General features: G+C 64.7%; 16 protein-coding genes. 8 read left to right on the plus strand and 8 right to left on the minus strand.

Annotation, left to right across the window (positions count from 1 at the left end):
- The 3 genes from fhcD to BN1233_RS21830 are packed head-to-tail and all read right to left on the minus strand — an operon-like array spanning position 1 to position 3,541.
- Positions 1 to 909, minus strand: a complete 909-nt coding sequence (gene fhcD / locus BN1233_RS21820) for a formylmethanofuran--tetrahydromethanopterin N-formyltransferase (RefSeq protein ID WP_046865709.1) — start codon at positions 907 to 909, stop codon at positions 1 to 3.
- A complete protein-coding gene (locus BN1233_RS21825) occupies positions 897 to 2,531 on the minus strand; it encodes a formylmethanofuran dehydrogenase subunit A (RefSeq protein WP_046865710.1) in 1,635 nt (544 codons plus the stop codon). The genes fhcD and BN1233_RS21825 overlap by 13 nt, the downstream gene beginning before the upstream one ends.
- Positions 2,525 to 3,541 (minus strand): molybdopterin-binding domain-containing protein, encoded by a 1,017-nt coding sequence (locus BN1233_RS21830; RefSeq protein WP_244470790.1) that lies wholly within the window; start codon positions 3,539 to 3,541, stop codon positions 2,525 to 2,527. The genes BN1233_RS21825 and BN1233_RS21830 overlap by 7 nt, the downstream gene beginning before the upstream one ends.
- Before the next feature lie 231 nt (positions 3,542 to 3,772).
- On the opposite strand from BN1233_RS21830, the gene BN1233_RS21835 reads away from it, so the two are divergent.
- The 7 genes from BN1233_RS21835 (at position 3,773) to fae (ending at position 10,189) form a co-directional block, all read left to right on the plus strand.
- Positions 3,773 to 4,777: a beta-ribofuranosylaminobenzene 5'-phosphate synthase family protein gene (locus BN1233_RS21835; protein WP_046865712.1), complete on the plus strand. Its 1,005-nt coding sequence runs from the start codon at positions 3,773 to 3,775 to the stop codon at positions 4,775 to 4,777.
- Positions 4,774 to 5,667: an NAD(P)-dependent methylenetetrahydromethanopterin dehydrogenase gene (locus BN1233_RS21840; RefSeq protein WP_046865713.1), complete on the plus strand. Its 894-nt coding sequence runs from the start codon at positions 4,774 to 4,776 to the stop codon at positions 5,665 to 5,667. Before BN1233_RS21835 ends, BN1233_RS21840 begins: the two co-directional genes overlap by 4 nt.
- Entirely contained in the window at positions 5,633 to 6,838 is a 1,206-nt protein-coding gene (locus BN1233_RS46055) for an ATP-grasp domain-containing protein (RefSeq protein ID WP_063776659.1), read from the plus strand. The genes BN1233_RS21840 and BN1233_RS46055 overlap by 35 nt, the downstream gene beginning before the upstream one ends.
- Positions 6,783 to 7,757 carry a methenyltetrahydromethanopterin cyclohydrolase gene (mch, locus tag BN1233_RS21850; RefSeq protein ID WP_046865714.1) on the plus strand — a complete coding sequence of 325 codons (975 nt, stop codon included), beginning with the start codon at positions 6,783 to 6,785 and terminating at the stop codon, positions 7,755 to 7,757. The genes BN1233_RS46055 and mch overlap by 56 nt, the downstream gene beginning before the upstream one ends.
- A 10-nt stretch (positions 7,758 to 7,767) precedes the next feature.
- Positions 7,768 to 8,682, plus strand: coding sequence for an ATP-grasp domain-containing protein (locus BN1233_RS21855; protein WP_046865715.1), 915 nt, complete (start codon positions 7,768 to 7,770; stop codon positions 8,680 to 8,682).
- On the plus strand, positions 8,679 to 9,542 hold the full coding sequence (locus BN1233_RS21860; protein WP_046865716.1) for a triphosphoribosyl-dephospho-CoA synthase: 864 nt from the start codon (positions 8,679 to 8,681) through the stop codon (positions 9,540 to 9,542). Before BN1233_RS21855 ends, BN1233_RS21860 begins: the two co-directional genes overlap by 4 nt.
- A gap of 128 nt (positions 9,543 to 9,670) precedes the next feature.
- Positions 9,671 to 10,189, plus strand: coding sequence for a formaldehyde-activating enzyme (gene fae, locus BN1233_RS21865; RefSeq protein WP_046865717.1), 519 nt, complete (start codon positions 9,671 to 9,673; stop codon positions 10,187 to 10,189).
- A 226-nt stretch (positions 10,190 to 10,415) separates the two neighbouring features.
- On the opposite strand, the gene BN1233_RS21870 is transcribed toward fae, so the two are convergent.
- On the minus strand, positions 10,416 to 11,141 hold the full coding sequence (locus BN1233_RS21870) for a HisA/HisF-related TIM barrel protein (RefSeq protein ID WP_046865718.1): 726 nt from the start codon (positions 11,139 to 11,141) through the stop codon (positions 10,416 to 10,418).
- On the opposite strand from BN1233_RS21870, the gene BN1233_RS21875 reads away from it, so the two are divergent.
- A complete protein-coding gene (locus BN1233_RS21875; RefSeq protein WP_046865719.1) occupies positions 11,140 to 12,186 on the plus strand; it encodes a hydantoinase/oxoprolinase family protein in 1,047 nt (348 codons plus the stop codon). The two genes, BN1233_RS21870 and BN1233_RS21875, sit on opposite strands and share 2 nt — an antisense overlap.
- A gap of 458 nt (positions 12,187 to 12,644) precedes the next feature.
- Here the strand turns inward: BN1233_RS21875 and BN1233_RS21880 are convergent, their stop codons facing one another.
- Genes BN1233_RS21880 through BN1233_RS21895 form a run of 4 tightly spaced genes read right to left on the minus strand, consistent with a single transcriptional unit; the run spans position 12,645 to position 15,749 of the window.
- Positions 12,645 to 13,208, minus strand: a complete 564-nt coding sequence (locus BN1233_RS21880; protein ID WP_046865720.1) for a DUF447 domain-containing protein — start codon at positions 13,206 to 13,208, stop codon at positions 12,645 to 12,647.
- Positions 13,208 to 14,614 (minus strand): DUF6513 domain-containing protein, encoded by a 1,407-nt coding sequence (locus BN1233_RS21885; RefSeq protein ID WP_046865721.1) that lies wholly within the window; start codon positions 14,612 to 14,614, stop codon positions 13,208 to 13,210. The genes BN1233_RS21880 and BN1233_RS21885 overlap by 1 nt, the downstream gene beginning before the upstream one ends.
- Positions 14,590 to 15,150: a flavoprotein gene (locus BN1233_RS21890; protein ID WP_046865722.1), complete on the minus strand. Its 561-nt coding sequence runs from the start codon at positions 15,148 to 15,150 to the stop codon at positions 14,590 to 14,592. The genes BN1233_RS21885 and BN1233_RS21890 overlap by 25 nt, the downstream gene beginning before the upstream one ends.
- The gene (locus BN1233_RS21895) at positions 15,147 to 15,749 is read right to left on the minus strand and encodes an amino acid kinase family protein (RefSeq protein ID WP_046865723.1); all 603 of its coding nucleotides are present in this window, start codon (positions 15,747 to 15,749) and stop codon (positions 15,147 to 15,149) included. Before BN1233_RS21895 ends, BN1233_RS21890 begins: the two co-directional genes overlap by 4 nt.
- Positions 15,750 to 15,756 lie beyond the last annotated feature (7 nt).

Below are 15,756 nucleotides of genomic sequence, written 5' to 3' on the forward strand. Positions count from 1 at the left end.
TCATGACACGAGGTCCTTCAGGTGGAAGTGATGCCGACCGAGCTGGCCGCCGTAATTGCCGGCCGTGACCCGGACGAGACCATGAGCCTCGCCGCAGGCCGTCGCGGCATGCAGGGCTTCGCGCATCGAGGCCGCGATGGCATCTGCCGAGAGGCCGTCGATGACGATCTCCAGGACGCAGCCGACCTCGGGAGGCAGCGCCGAGCGGGGCCGGCCCTTCAGGGTCGGGCAATAGGCGTCATTCGTCGAGGCGATCATCCCCTCATAGCGAGCCCCGACCTTCGAGCCCGAACGGACGACGCCGCCCGGAAATGGCAGGATGACGTCCGGAACCTTCCGAGCGGCGGCGACCGCAGCTTCCGCGACGGTCAGCGTGCCGGCCTGCGTCCGTCCGAGAAAGAGGAGATTGCCGCCTCCCACCGCTCCCGTCACGGAGCCGGTGTCGTGCTCGCAGAGAAACTCGCCGTCCATCACCGGAATGCGCCAGAAGCGTCTTCCGTCGAGGCGCTTGGCGACCTGGAAGCCATCGCCGAACATCCGCAGGGAGGCGCCGAGCTTGAGGCGAGTCCCCTCATGCACGCCAGCGAAGCACGCCGAGCCCGGCGAGGTAAGGACGCATTGGCCGACGCGTTTCAGGAGCTGCTGGCCCAGGCTCGTCGGGTCGAAGCCGAAGAGCAGGACCCGCACGCCGGGCCTGCCGTCCGGCGTCTCATCGGGGCTCAGCTCCGCATCGATGCCCGCCTCGACCCCGCACCCGATGACCGATGTTGCGAAACCCGTCATGGTGGTAGCCGCGATCATCGCCCAGGCCGGCGTATCGGCCGTTATGATGATGACCGTTGCCGCCATGTCGAAGGCTTCGGCGAAGGTATCTTCGACAGGGATGCCGTTGAGGGTCAGTTCAGGCATGCTTCCATCCTGAACGGATCCCTGTCGCGAAATGCATCCGCGGGGACATTGAAGGATTCGAGCCCGGCGCCGAAGCGATCATGGAGATAGGCGTCGACGCGCCGAGCCATGCCCTCGTCGACGTCGATGCCGAGCGACAGGGTCTTGCCATCGGCGCGATCCACGACTTCCCCTTCACGGACGATGAGCTTCCCGGCCTTCCAGACGGCCTCGGCTGCGCTGAACATGGCCGTCCGATCCGGGATGTCCCGATAGACGGCGACATCGGCTCGGGCACCGGCCCCGAGATGTCCGCGGTCTTTGAGGCCCAGGAGCCGGGCGGGGGCAGCCCGCGTGATGATCGCTACCTCTTGCATCGTAAGCTCTCGGTCGATCGTCATGATCGACGAGTGATCCCGGATGACCGGATGGATTCTGGAGAGTTCCCGGTCCCGCTCCTCCTTGTCCATCATGAGATGCAGAAGCCTGGGATAAGCCGTGAACGGGCCGCCGTTGGGGTGATCGGTCGTCAGCAGCACGCGCCATGGGTCGGGCGAGAGCAGCATCAGCTCGAGGCCGATGGCGAATTGCAGGGCGCTGGTGCCTCTGCGGTGGCGATACACGAAGGGCACGAGCCCGCCCCCTTCGGCATCTCCCGCCACCACGGTCCACTTGCGCGGATCGGCGCCCTTGCGGCCCACGAATTGTCTCAGGATATCGAGGGAAAGCGTGCAGGTCGGCCCGAAGACGACGTGTCCGACATCGAGCGTCGCATTCGGATGCCGGGCGAGCGCGTCGCATACCCGTGCAGCCGCGGAGGTGAAGCCGCCACCTTCCGTCTCCGCATAGCTATAGAATTGAGCATGGGCAAAGTGGATCCTGCGCCCCTCGGAGGCAGCCATCGTCTCGACGAGCGTCTTGTCCGCCCCCGGGATCCCCAGGTTGCTGCAATGGACATGCAGCGGGTGCGGGACGCCGAGCGACTCGACGGCATTCAGAAGGGCCGTGAGAATGCGGCGCGAAGTCAGTCCATAGCTCGGGACCTCGTCGTCGAGGTCAAATTTCGTCGCTCCTTCCTTGAAAGCGACGGCACCGCCTGCATTGATGACTTTGACCCCGAGGCCGCGCGACGTCGCGAGCGTGAGCGCAACGAGATCATTGATGGCCTGCGGACTCTCGCGCTCGCGCAACAGGCTCAGCAACAGATCGTCGTTGCCGAGAACGCTGAGCGCGCCGCGATCGATGAGCGGTATGTCGGCGAGTTCGAGATGCGTCGTGAGCGCCTGTACGGGTGCGAGCGCCGGCTCGATGACCGTCGTGTATCCCATGCACGCATAGGAGCACCCGACCTCGGCCGCGGAGCGACGGATGGCTGCGAAGGGGTACAAGTCCGGAGACGGTGCCTCGGCGACTGCATATTCAGGCAGCAGCAGCCGCGAAAGGATGACGTTTCCACTCGCGATATGAGAATGAACGTCGATGCCTCCGGCCATCACCACGCAGCCGTTCGCATCGATGATCTCATCCGGTTTCGGATCGGCGGGCGGTTCGACCACATGCCCGTCTTCGATCCACAGGTCGCCGACCGCATCACGGCCGTGGACCGGATCGACGATCCGTCCGCCTTTGATTCGGGTCAGCATTCGATACCCTGTCTCCGTTGCACGGCCCGTCCGATATCCTCGATCACGGATGCTGCGGAAGGCGCCTCGCCGGGTTGGGCGGCGTCGCGGAAGGCGAGGGCTCCGCGGTCATGCCAGAGCACGCCGGGCGTCGTATCGCCCGGGATGCCTACGGCGATGACCACGTCACCTTCGTCACCGCGCGCATTCCCGACGAGGCTGACCGAGGGAATGGTGCGGACCCAATCGGGTTGGGGAGCTTCCAGGGAGGCCAGCCAGACGACGGCATCGACCTCACCGGCTTTGGCCTGCCGCGACGCGTCGAAGCGCCAGGGGTCATGCTCGGGAATCGGGCGGCCGAATCCTACGCGGGGAGCCATTCCCGTCGTCCAGGTGGCGACCTGCAGGACGGCCTGGCCCTGCCATGGATCGGAGAGCGAAACGGCGAAGAACCGGGTGGTCTCGTTCAGATCCACGACGAGCCCTTGCATGGTCTCAATCGCCAAATCTCCGACTTCCTCCGGGTCATAAAGGGCGACGCCGAATTGCGCCTGTTTGAGCTTCTGCGTCCATTCCGCGAAGGGGTGATCGCGCTCGATGCGCCCCCCGGTCAGGGCGCGCAGAAGCCCGAGAGCGGTCGGGAGTTCATCCCGATCGACCACAAAGCCGATATCCCCATCGGACAGATCCTGCCCACCTGCCAGCACCATCACGGATCTCGGCCCGGACCCACGACCGACCGTGGCCTCGGACGTTCGGAGCGTCTGCGTCAGGGGCGCGTGGGCGGCCTTGGAGCCGATGGCGAGAACGACATCAGCCCGACGGATTGCTTCGCTCCGCGTCGTGTACATGGTGCCTGCGCTCGCGAGGACAGCCAGATCTGCATAGAGGCTGGGAGAGCTGATGGGGTCCATCGAGGCGCCGATCTCCATGCCCAGCCGATAAGCAGCCCGAATGCAGTCGACATCGGCGGCGAGGCCGGCGATGACCGGCGCGCGAGCGGCAGCAATCGTATCCGCAGCTGCTTCCACGGCGTCGTCAAACGTCGCTGACTGTCCTCGAATCCATGCTGTCATGAGTTTCGCTTTCGTCGCGGCAGCTTTGCATTCTCCTTGGAGAGCAAGCAAGCACTCAAGACATCCGGAGCGGAGATATCAAGAGCAGATCAGCAACGATCATAAGAGTTTCATAAGAACATTGCTGGTTGCCACCAGGCTTGACCCTATGTGATTGGTTTTCGGTAGTGGATCGGGAGGTGTGAGTTGTACGAAGCGGAGAGTGATGCGACCTATGCCATTCGCGTCCGCGCTCCGGCACGACTGCATTTTGGATTCCTCGATCTCAACGGGAGCCTCGGACGACGTTTCGGAAGTCTCGGGCTGGCGCTTGACGACCCGGCGGCGGAACTTCTCATCCTCCGGGCTCCGGACGGACCGGCTCCGGTGCAAGAGAACGAGCGCATCGCAAGGATCGTTCAACTGGCTTGCGCATTCCTGAAGGTATCGGACCGGTTCGACGTCCGGCTGAAAGCTGAGATTCCGGCCCATGCCGGATTTGGCTCCGGCACGCAGCTCGCCTTGGGAATCGTCAGCGGGGTGGCCGAGCTTCTGGGCAAGTCCCTCGATTTGAGAAAGGCAGCCGCCGCGCTCGATCGGGGCAATCGATCAGGGGTCGGCCTCGCCGCATTCTCCGGTGGCGGATTCATCCTCGACGGTGGCCGTGACCAGACCGGCGAGCCGCCGCCTATCCTGAGCCGCTTGAACTTTCCCGAACCGTGGCGCGTCCTCCTGATCCTCGACGAGCGAGAGGACGGGATTCACGGAACGGCCGAGGCGGCGGCGTTCCGCGACCTGCCGCCATTCCCCCAGTCCGAAGCCGCGTCTCTGTGCCGGATTGCGGTTATGCAGGTTCTGCCTGCGCTCGCGCTCGGCGATATCGGCTCCTTCGGGCGCGGCATTACCGAAATCCAGCGCCGTCTCGGCGACCATTTCGCACCGTTCCAGGGTGGCGGACGATTCACGAGCCCGGCTGTGGCAGCAGCACTTTCCCGCCTCGAAGCGATGGGAGTCGAAGGTGTCGGCCAAAGCTCCTGGGGCCCCACGGGCTTTGCCATTCTGGCTTCGGAGAAAGATGCCTGCCAAGCCGTCGAGGAGCTCGGTCGCCACGCAGACGAGTCGTTGCGCTTCCTCGTGACGCGAGGGCGCAACCGTGGCGCAGACATCATCAAACTCGATCGATCTGCATTAGAAGAGAGGCTCATTCGATGACGCGTTCAATCCTCCACATGCTGACGCCGCTGAAGCACATGAGCCCGTTCGACGTGAACATGGCGGCCGATGCAGGCTTCGATGTTATCGTGCCCTATACGGGCGTGATGGTCAGCGAGGTCGCATCGCTGGTTCAGGACGCCATTTTCTCGCGCGCTCCGCAGCACGGTGTTCGCACGGGCCTTTTCATCGCCGGCAAAAATGCGGAGATGGCGCTCGACATGGTCGACGTAGCCCGCAATGCGTTCGTGCCACCGTTCCAGCTTCACGTCTTTGCAGATCCGGCGGGGTCTTTCACGACGGGCGCTGCAATGGTCGCCGTCGTCTCGAAAGTCCTGCGCGAGAAGACAGGCCAGGATCTGGCAGGCCGGAGAGTCGTGCTGTTCGGCGGCACCGGTGTCGTGGCCTATTGCGCCGCCGTGCTCGTCGCACAGCAAGGCGGCCACCCCGTTCTGGTCGGCTATGACGGCCGGGAGCGTGTCGCCCGCATCGCATCGTCCATGAAGGAGCGGTTCGATGTCGAGGTGGAGGCTGTCGACGGCTCCACGGCCGATCTGCGGCGCGAGGTGAGCCGGGAGGCAGACATCATCCTCTCCGCCGCAGCGGCAGGCGTGCAGGTCCTGACCGAGGACGATCTCACCGTGGCGAACCGCCTTCTCGTCGCGGCCGATGTCAATGCGGTGCCGCCTGCCGGCATCGCCGGAGTCGATGTGCAGGCCGCGGGTGAGCCGCTTCCAAGTGGACGCGGCGTCGGTGTCGGCGCCCTCGCAATCGGCAACGTGAAATACCAGACGGAAGCCGGCCTCTTCCGGCGGATGCTGGAGGCGGACCAGCCCCTCGTGCTCGATTTTCGCGATGCCTACGAACTCGCCGTCCGGATTGCCGGCTGACGGAGGATTCATCCTCCTTGCCGCGCAATCGGGCCGGGCGCTGGCGGCAGCGGCACGGCGCGCAGGCTTGCGCCCGCTGGTCGCCGATCTGTTCGGCGACACGGACACGCGGGCGCTCGCGGAGCACTACCGCCCGTTGCGCGGACAGTTCGGATTCAGCATCGATGGAACGAGCGTGCTGGGCGCGCTGGAGGAACTCGTCGCCGCTGCCGAGGGCGAGCCGATCGGAATCGTGCTCGGGAGCGGCTTCGAGGCCGCGCCGGATGTGGTCGAGACCATTGCGTCGCGATTTCGTCTGTTCGGCGCCGGCGCAAATACGCTCCGCATCCTCAAGGACCCGATCCGGTTCGCAGCAATCCTCGACCGGATAGGTATCCAGCATCCGGCCGTGAGCCTCGGATCCGTTGCGGATCCGGACAATTGGCTCGCGAAGAGGGCAGGGGCATCCGGCGGAACGCATATCGGCCCTGCTCTTTCCGGCCTTCCGGAGGACGGCACCTATTACCAGCGGCGCGTCGTCGGGGAGCAGCGTTCCTTCGCGTTTCTCGCCGACGGCCGATGCGCGCAGGTGTTCGCGGTCACGGCGCAATGGACTTCACCCTCGGTGCGCGCCCCACATCGTTTCGGGGGGGGCCTCTATCCGGGCGCCTGTCCGCCTACGGTCATGCGCGAGGCGAAGCGCGGTCTCGATGCGATCGTCGCCGAGACGGGTCTCCAGGGCCTCGCCAGCGCGGATTGTCTCGTCGATGGCGAAAATTGGTGGCTTCTGGAGGTTAATCCCCGTCCCGGAGCGACCCTCGATGTCCTCGATAGGCGGACGAGGCCGCTGCTGCTCGACCACATCGAAGCTTGCCTCGGCCGGCTTCCTCCCATCGAAAGCATGCCCCGCGCTGCTGCGACGACGATCGTTTACGCGAGCCGACCCCTTCCGGATGTTCCGGTCATCGACTGGCCCGATCACGTCTTCGATCGCCCGGAACCCGGTTCCCGCATCCCGCCCGATGGCCCTGTCTGCACCGTGTTCGCAGATGGGGACAATGCTGCAGCGGCGCTCGACCTCCTCGACCGCCGCGTTCAAGACGTCCGTCGGACGCTTCGCATAGAGGAATACGAACATGGCTGCTGTGTCGGATCGCCCGAGCGTGAACGCGCTTGCTGCGCCGCTTGTTGACCGCCTGATCTCGGACAGATCGGCGCTGCGTCTCGCCGTATCGGCGGAACCGGGCGCGCCTTGCATGATCGATGCTGGTGCAGGCGCCCTCGGTTCCGTTGAGGCCGGGCGGCGGATCGCCGAAATCTGCCTCGGTGGACTCGGAACCGTCACTCTGAGCCCGAGCGGCCCGGTTGCGCGCTGGCCGTTCTCGGTCAACGTCCACACCGCGAATCCCGTCATGGCCTGCCTCGCGAGCCAGTATGCGGGATGGAGCCTCCAGGGTGATCCGGAGGAAGGCAATTTCTTTGCCCTGGGCTCCGGTCCCGGGCGCGCGGCCGCTGCCGTCGAGTCCCTGTTCGAGGAACTCTCATATCGGGACCCAGCCGAGCGAATCGCCCTGGTGCTGGAGGCCGATCAGCCGCCGCCGAGAAGCGTCGTCGAAAAGGTGGCCGCGGCAGCGGGCGTGGATAAGAGCGCTGTCACGTTCATCTATGCTCCCACCCAGAGCCTCGCAGGATCGACGCAGGTCGTCGCTCGCGTTCTGGAGGTCGCACTTCACAAGGTTCACGCGCTGGGTTTTCCGCTCGACCGGGTCGTGGATGGTTTTGGCGCGGCGCCTCTTGCTCCGCCGGCGCCGGACTTCGTCGCCGCCATGGGGCGAACCAATGACGCGATCATCTATGGCGGCCGTGTGCAACTCTTCGTGACCGGCGACGATGCCGACGCGCGCCAACTCGCCGAAGCCCTGCCGAGCACCACGTCGCGGGATTATGGCGCACCCTTTGCGGAAATTTTCAGCCGCTTCGGCAGCGATTTCTACGCGATCGATGCGCATCTCTTCAGCCCCGCCGAGGTAATCGTCACAGCCCTCGGAAGCGGCCACAGCTATCGCGGCGGGCATCTCGCCCCCGATCTCGTCGACGCCTCTTTCGCGTGAGACAATTGTGATGCGCATCGCGCTCGCCGTCGAGAACGGCGAATGGCACCGAAATCAATTGCTCGCCGCCTTCAGGAAACTGGGTGTCGAGCCGATGCTGATTTCCCTTGCCGACGTGACGATCGTCACGGGATCGGGTGAGCCCGTGCATGTGCCGGGCTTCGGTGATGCGCTGCCCGATGGACTGCTGCTGCGCACCGTGTCGGGCGGCACCTTCGAGGCTACCACGATGCGGCTCGGCGTGCTCCATGCCATGGTTTCGGCAGGCGTTACGGTGTGGAATTCGCCGGTCGGAATCGAGCGGTGCGTCGACAAGGGAATGACCAGTCTTCTGCTGGCGCGCCATGGCATTTCGACGCCGGACACTTTCGTGGTTTCGAGCCGGGATGCGGCAGCCGACATCGTCGCGCGCGAGGCACGGAAAGGGACGCCCCTCGTCCTCAAGCCGCTCTTCGGCTCGCAGGGCAAAGGCTTGCGTCTTGTCGAGAGGCCGGAGGATCTGCCGCAGCTCGAAGAGGTATCGCGCGTCTATTACCTGCAGCGAATGGTCGACAACGCGCGCATCCCCTGGCGCGATTACCGCATCTTCGTGTGCGCAGGACGAGCCGTCGCGGGCATGATTCGCGAGGGTGACACGTGGGTCACCAATGTGCATCAGGGTGGCCGGCCGATTCCGTGGGCGGTTCCGGCCGCGGCTGCGGAACTCGCGACGGCCGCGGCCCGCGCCGTTACGATCGATTATTGCGGCGTCGACCTCATCGATGACGGGGCCGGAGGTTATCTGGTGCTCGAGGTCAACAGCATGCCGGCCTGGTCCGGCCTGCAGCGGGTGACGGATATCGACATCGCGGAGGTGGTGGCGCGGTCCTTCCTCGATTCGGTGCGAGGTGCGGTGGCGCCCGTCCGGCTCGTCGCATCGCAATGACCGCAGGAATTTCTACGACCAGGATCGCCGAGGCCTATCGTTTCGCCTGCCGGGCGGAACTCGATGCACTGAAGCCCGGGAACGTGCATGTCTATGCGCACGGTCACGGCATGGTGGTCGACGACTTCGAGCGAAGCACCCTCGTCACGGCCGGTCCCCTCACGCAGGCAGGGGACCGGGTCGGAGCGCGAATTCTCGCAGCAGCGCGCGCCACCGCCACGGAGGTTGGCACGAACACCAATCTCGGAATTCTGCTCCTCTGCGCGCCCCTCGCCGTAGCGGCGGAAATGGGCGGGATTTTCAGGCCTCGTCTCGCAGAGGTCCTGAAAGGACTTGATCGAGAGGATGCGGCCGCGGTCTTCGAGGCGATCCGGATCGCATCGCCGGCCGGCCTCGGGAAGGCCAGGTCTCATGACGTCAACCAGCCTGCCCGGATCGACCTCCTCACGGCAATGCGCGAGGCGGCGGAGCGTGACCGGATCGCGCGCGCCTATGTGACCGATTTCGAGGATCTGTTCGTGATCGGGCTGCCGGCCCTTGCCGAGGCCCGCGCGCGGGGGCTCGAAATCTCCTGGTGCACCACGGCCGTATACCTGGAATTCCTCGGCCGGATTCCGGACACCCACATCGCCCGCAAATATGGGACTGGCCAGGCGGAGGCCGTGTGTGCGGAGGTTCGATCGGCCGTCCGCAGTCTCGACCTTTCCGCAAAGCCCGTCGAGGCTCTGCTTCGGCTCGACGCTGCTCTCAAGGAGCGCCGGCTCAATCCCGGCACGAGTGCGGATTTCACAGTGGCGACGCTGTTCGCCGATGCACTCCTTTGTTCCCTGCGAGGTGACATCGACCTTGTCGACCGATGAGTGACGGGTTAGGCTGCAGCCCGCTATCTGGCCAACCGGTTCGGCGCGCCCGAACGCTGTCAACAAGGATAGAGAGTTCCGCTCGGCCTCGAGCGGCTGTTGGTCATTTCTCCCGGGAGGTATTAAAGATGGCGACGATCAACAAGGTAATGGTGGGTGAGTCGCTCGTCGGCGACGGCAACGAGGTCGCTCACATCGACCTGATCATCGGACCGCGCGGCAGCGCAGCCGAAACGGCGTTCTGCAATAGCCTGACGAACAACAAGCACGGGTTCACCTCGCTTCTGGCGGTTATCGCTCCGAACCTGCCCTGCAAGCCCAACACATTGATGTTCAACAAGGTCACCATCAACGACGCGCGTCAGGCCGTCCAGATGTTTGGCCCGGCTCAGCACGCTGTCGCCATGGCGGTGCAGGATTCGGTTGCTGAAGGCATCATCCCGGCCGATGAGGCGGATGATCTGTTCATCTGCGTCGGCGTCTTCATCCATTGGGAAGCAGCGGACGACGCCAAGATCCAGCAATACAACTATCAGGCCACCAAGGAAGCGCTGCAGCGCGCCGTGCGTGGACAGCCCACCGCTCGGGAAGTCACTGATAAGCGCAACACGGTGAAGCACCCCTTCCAGGCGGCCGAAGGCGCTTAGACACGAAACAGTCCGGGGCAAACTCAACCTTCGGAAGTTCCGAAAGGCCTGCTTCAGCGACTGGCAGCCATCTTCATGGGGCGGAGCTAAAGCCGGCCCCACTCGTGTCCCCTGGGTCAGGAAAGGAGGCGCCAAGCCTCCTTTCCAGCTTTGTTGCCGTGCGGGACTCGGCTTCGGTGGTTGAAACGACGGGCCGCTTACACGGCCTCTCTCCAATATCTCTCAGTCACGATCGGCGAAGACGCCCGTCATGGATCGCGGAGGCCACCAGGGCGCCTGCGACCCCCATCCGGTGTAGGTCGTGACAATCCTCCCAGCCCCGCACCCCACCGGCCGCGAAGATCCGGGCCTCGGGCGCTTGCTCCCGAATGGCAGCAATGCGTTGCCAGTCGGGGCCATGGGAAAGCCCGACTCGGCCGAGTGTCATCACGATGAGGTCTCTCGGCCAGAGTGACCGGGCCTCGTGAAGCAGCGTAGGCCCGAGCGGTTCGTCGCCGCGGAAATCAAGGGAGAGGATCGCCTCGTCACCAAGTCGCTTGAGGAATCCGGAATCCCGCTGGCTTTCGGAGCCGATGACGGGACGACCGATCTGCCCTTCGATCAGAGGCCGGATTGCCGCCTCGTCCGAGAAGCCGCCATCCACCCATAACTCCACATCCGGGAATGCGGCGCGGATGTCCCGAAGAGCCTTCAGGTTGTCGCCGTGCCCCTGGATCGCGTCGAGATCGGCGATATAGAGGTGGTTCGCGGCAACGGCGCGCAACAGGCCTGCCGCCACGGCGACCGGCTCGGCGGTCGGACTGAGGGGCGTCACGATCGGAGCATAGTTCTGCCGGTCGCCGCCTCTCGCATGAACGACCGTCCCGCGGAGCAGGTCGATGACCGGTATAACAGTGAAGTCCGTTGAAGCCGCTATCGCCTCGCAGCCCGCATCTGGATCATTGACCGACATGCCTCAGCTTTATGGAAAGGAAGCCCGGCCGACAATCGGTTGGGATATAGGCGGCATTCACCTGAAGGCGGCGTTCGTCCAAGAAGGCCGCCTGGGCGAAGTCGTGCAGGTGCCTTGTCTGCTCTGGCGCGGGCTCGACGCGCTGGATGAGGCCTTTGCGGCCTTGCCCGACTGGGTGCGCGGCGAGGCTTCGCATGCGGTCACGATGACAGGCGAATTGTGCGATTACTTCTCGGGCCGGGAGAAGGGCGTCTCAGAACTCGTCGGATGGGCCGGCCGCACGCTTCGAGGCGATCTCCGCATCTATGGAGGGCGGTCCGGCTTCCTGCCCCCGGAAGCCGCCACGGCCGCGGCCGCGGATATTGCTTCGGCGAACTGGCACGCGACGGCTCGCCTCGTCGGCCGCCATCGTCCGGAGGCTTTCGTCGTCGATGTGGGCTCGACGACTGCAGATCTGATCCCGGTGGCAGACGGCATGCCGAGAGCGTTCGGCTACAGTGATGTCGAACGGCTCGAGACGGGAGAACTCATCTATACGGGCGCCGTTCGCACACCGCTCATGGCGCTGGCGAGACAGGTTCCGTTCCGCGGGCGCTTCATATCGATCATGGCGGAGTATTTCGCCACGACCGCGGATGTTTATCGTTTGATCGACGCTCTCCCGCCTGATGCCGATCAGCAGGAATCTGCAGACGGTCGCGGCAAGAGCCTGCCGGAAACGGAAACCCGATTGGCGCGCATGGTCGGCTGCGATCGGTCGGACGCGACGGCGCAGGAATGGAGGCGCCTCGCGACCTATTTCGCCGAGACGCAATTGCGTCTTTTGCACGATGCCGCTGCACAAGTTCTCTCCCGCGGAGAACTCCCCGATGATGCGCCGGTCGTAGGATGTGGTGTCGGCCGCTTCATCGCTGTGCATCTCGCGCGTCGACTCGCGCGCGAGTTCATCGATCTGGAGAACCTCGTCGCTCCAGGTGCCGATCAGGCGTGGGTTTCATCCTGCGCGCCGGCGGTTGCTGTCGCGCTCATTGCTGCCGGCGAATGATTCCTTGTGCGACGGGTAGGGCTTGTCGTCCTTGAAGCGCTCGCGGCACGTTAATCGCGGGTGAGTTTATGCTCTACGTCCTTCTCGCATCCCCCTCGTCATTGCGCGGGGCAATGCAATCCAGGAGCACATCCGTCGACGGGTAGATTGCTTCGCCTCCGGCTCGCAAGGACGGAGGTGCGGCTGAAAGGGCTGTGCGAGCCGCCCGCTCGCAAGGACGGCAGTGCGACGGGAAGGGCGGCGGATCGCGCCTGAAGCTCGCAAAGACGGCTGTGGTTCAGGCACCACTCCGATTCCGAGTGTGCTCCTCACGCTTTCACGCCCTCACCGTCATTGCGAACGCAGTGAAGCAATCTACCCGTCGACGGACACTTCGCCTCGCCTGAGGCTTGCAACGGCGGCAGTGGGACGGGCAGTGCGTCGCCTCACATGGCATGCACGGATGATGTGGTCGCAGATCAGGTAGGCGCCTTCAGCGCTGAACCGATTTTCTCCTCGATCCAGCTCCAGGCCTCCTCCTCGGCCGGGCCTGCCGTCTTGGAGATGGCGATCCGCAAATACTCCATCTCCGCATTGATCTTTTCGGCGGGCAGGAGATGAAGCCGCGTCGAGAGGATGGCGGCCTCCAGTACGGCGGCTTGGGCGCGGTTGTATCCCAGGAACGGGCGGTGCATGGCGGTATGCACGATGCGGCAGCGAAAGCGCGGACGCATCGGATCATCCACGAGTGCAACGACTTCGAGCTCCGCATGCGAATACGCATCGGCGAGCCTCATCCCGTCGATGCGTTCGCAGGGCAACATCGGCCAGTCGCGCCGTCCCGTCACGCAGCCGGCCAGAACGCGGATATCGGCTGGTGCCGCCGCGGACAGGAACGGATGCCGCTGGAGATTGTCGATGCTCGGCGACGGCCTGAACGGCGCGACGATGAAATCCACGTTCTCCTGGATGAGACCGAAGGGCACCATGTGCCAGCCGTCTTCGGCTTTGGTCACGACCACCGATTCGAGAATCCGCGGCATCACTCGCCTCCCGGCTCGCGAACGCGGGCCCGCAATGTATGCCCCGCTTCCTTGAACGCGGTCGTATCTTCTTCCGGCCGGTCTGCCGAGCAGCCCCAATCGAGAGGCTCGTCCTGGACGTAACGTTTCCCGAGCGTCCACGCGATCTCTGCCTTGGCGAGTTCGCCGCCGAGATAGAAGGCATGAGCGCCGTCGGCCTCGACCCCCAGTTTCGGGAACAGGGCGAGTGCTTCAGTCGCCGTCTCGTGCAGGGCGCGGTTGTAGATGTGGATGCCGTCCTGAGCGACGGCGATCCGGAAATTCGGGTCCCGCACGGCGGCTGCGTCCGTGGCGACTTCCTCGGGGCTCCGCACGAACGGGCGAAGATCGTGAAGGCTGAGCATGGCGCGGCTGTAGCCCTTCGGCAGCGCGGCATCGGCTTTGGCGGCATACATGATCCGCCGTGCCGCATCATGCTCCTCGATCGTACGACGGGTATGGTCGCTGACCTGAACGACGAGGACGTTCCGGATGCTCAGCTCCGAGCACATGCCGATCAGGGCTGCGGTCATGCCGAGGCTGTCGGCTTCGGTGAGTTCCGTGAGATTGCCGGTCCCCATCAGCATGTCGATGTCGGGAAAGCGCCGGCGGACTTCGGCATAACGGAGAATCGATTCCACGAAGCCGAAATGGATCGGCTCGAGAATCGGATCCGCCATGAACGGCTTTCCTGCGACGCTCAGCCGTTCGATGGCTCGAAAGAGCGAGTCGAGGTCGTTCGGCTGAACCGGAACGAGAACCGGTACGGCATCGGTCTCGAAGGCCAGGTCGAGATTGTCCTCGTTGAGGCTCAGGAGAAAGTCGGCTCCGGCGGCAGCGCCGCGTGCCAGCTCGTCCCGCGAGAAGGAATCGATGCTGACCTGGAGGCCGGCATTCTTCAGCGCACGAACGCTCTCTTCCAGATGCGGGAAGGGCGTATCGGGCAGGCCGCCGAGATCCACGACATCCGCGCCACGCCTCGCCAGGTCCAGTCCGCGGGCCAGGATTTCCGATGGCTGCAGGCGGGGCGCATCGACGATCTCGGCGAAGATTCGCAGGTCGTATCGCGACAGGTCGACCCGGTGCGCGCCGACTCCCAGGTAAGCGGGCAGGTCCACCACTTCGTCCGGGCCACGCTCCACCGGCACGCCGAAATGCTGGCCAAGCGCATCGAGATCGGCCCGGCATCGGCCCGGCAGGACAATCCTGTCCACACCGGCCGGGATTTCGACGCGCCTGCGGATGATTTCCTCTGTCATGAGCGCCGCGACCTTGACGCCTGCATCGATGATGATGCTCTCGAAGCGATCGGATGGCAGCGTCGCAACGACCTTTTCGAGCCGCGCCTTCGCCAGCCGTCCCGTCACGAAGACGATGCGTTCACGCATGCGAGCCGCGCCCTCAACGCCTGTTTGAGCTCGTCGAGTGTTTCGACGACGGTCGTCGCCTCGAAGGTTCTCAGACGATCGACATTCTCGAGGTCAATTCGCCGCGGATAGACCTTGACCATGCCCGACGGCGCCATGGTGTCCATTTCGGGAGCCGTATCACAGGCGAAAACGATCGTCGGGATGCGGCACTTGCCGGCCTGAGCGAAAACGTTCGTCGCGAGCGTATCCGAGATCCCGTAGACGCACTTCGCCACGGTGTTCGATGTCGCCGGGGCGATGACGGCCGTGTGGTAGAGGCCATGATAGAACTGGCCGATGGGTGCGGCGCTCGCCGTCGTGTCCTTGATGACTCTCACCCGGTTCGGCAATTGCTCCAGCTTCTGGCGGTACATCCGCACGACTTCGGCCGCCGCGCGAGTGACGAAGAGATCGAGATGCGGGATTTCGTGCATGAGATCGAAGCATTCCGTGAAGAAATGCCCCGAGCCTGTCAGCGTCCAGGCGAGACGTTGCGGACGAACCGGGGCGTTCATGCGGCAGCGAACTCCTGGACGATTCTGAAGCCCGAGAGATCGGACGACGGGCCGAGCAGGTGAATGGTGCCCGGGAAGTTGCGCGCAAATGCGGGAAAAGCCTCGTCGACGAGGCCCTGCTCAGCAAGGAATTCCGGATCGAGACGGGCGGGCGGCTCCGCGGATTTCACCAGAACCAGATGCTCCGCGTCGAGCAGGCCGGCGAGCCACAGGGCCAGGGAATCCGAGGTCACGCTCCAGCTTTCCGGGATATCCGCATACCCTGCCTGCAACTCCAGCGGATCCCACACCGGTACGCGGCCATAGGAATGGACTGCCGCAATTCCGACCGGATCATGAACCGTGATCAACGAGGGTTGGAGGGCGACAAAGACCTCCGCCATTCGGCCCATGGCATCGAGAGCAAGGCGGTGGGCCAGGGCATCGTCGAAGCCGGCGTGCTCCTGGGCGACCCGGACCGCATCCGCGAAGACACCGCCGCCCGGCGCCAGGACGAGCCGCAGGTTGCGCCATTCCAGGATAGCGCGGAGTGTGGACGGGAGCCTACCGGAATCGAGCAGGCTTCCTCCGATCTTTACGACGACGAGCGGATGCGGCATCCGGCTT

It is taken from the genome of Microvirga massiliensis (assembly GCF_001006805.1).
GTDB lineage: Bacteria > Pseudomonadota > Alphaproteobacteria > Rhizobiales > Beijerinckiaceae > Microvirga > Microvirga massiliensis.

Excerpts from the sequence above, each read along its gene's own strand:
- fhcD (WP_046865709.1), bottom strand. The coding sequence starts at position 909 with ATGCCTGAACTGACCCTCAACGGCATCCCTGTCGAAGATACCTTCGCC.
- BN1233_RS21825 (WP_046865710.1), bottom strand. The coding sequence starts at position 2,531 with ATGCTGACCCGAATCAAAGGCGGACGGATCGTCGATCCGGTCCACGGC.
- BN1233_RS21840 (WP_046865713.1), top strand. The coding sequence starts at position 4,774 with ATGACGCGTTCAATCCTCCACATGCTGACGCCGCTGAAGCACATGAGC.
- BN1233_RS46055 (WP_063776659.1), top strand. The coding sequence starts at position 5,633 with ATGCCTACGAACTCGCCGTCCGGATTGCCGGCTGACGGAGGATTCATC.
- mch (WP_046865714.1), top strand. The coding sequence starts at position 6,783 with ATGGCTGCTGTGTCGGATCGCCCGAGCGTGAACGCGCTTGCTGCGCCG.
- BN1233_RS21855 (WP_046865715.1), top strand. The coding sequence starts at position 7,768 with ATGCGCATCGCGCTCGCCGTCGAGAACGGCGAATGGCACCGAAATCAA.
- BN1233_RS21860 (WP_046865716.1), top strand. The coding sequence starts at position 8,679 with ATGACCGCAGGAATTTCTACGACCAGGATCGCCGAGGCCTATCGTTTC.
- fae (WP_046865717.1), top strand. The coding sequence starts at position 9,671 with ATGGCGACGATCAACAAGGTAATGGTGGGTGAGTCGCTCGTCGGCGAC.
- BN1233_RS21875 (WP_046865719.1), top strand. The coding sequence starts at position 11,140 with ATGCCTCAGCTTTATGGAAAGGAAGCCCGGCCGACAATCGGTTGGGAT.
- BN1233_RS21870 (WP_046865718.1), bottom strand. The coding sequence starts at position 11,141 with ATGTCGGTCAATGATCCAGATGCGGGCTGCGAGGCGATAGCGGCTTCA.
- BN1233_RS21880 (WP_046865720.1), bottom strand. The coding sequence starts at position 13,208 with ATGCCGCGGATTCTCGAATCGGTGGTCGTGACCAAAGCCGAAGACGGC.
- BN1233_RS21885 (WP_046865721.1), bottom strand. The coding sequence starts at position 14,614 with ATGCGTGAACGCATCGTCTTCGTGACGGGACGGCTGGCGAAGGCGCGG.
- BN1233_RS21890 (WP_046865722.1), bottom strand. The coding sequence starts at position 15,150 with ATGAACGCCCCGGTTCGTCCGCAACGTCTCGCCTGGACGCTGACAGGC.
- BN1233_RS21895 (WP_046865723.1), bottom strand. The coding sequence starts at position 15,749 with ATGCCGCATCCGCTCGTCGTCGTAAAGATCGGAGGAAGCCTGCTCGAT.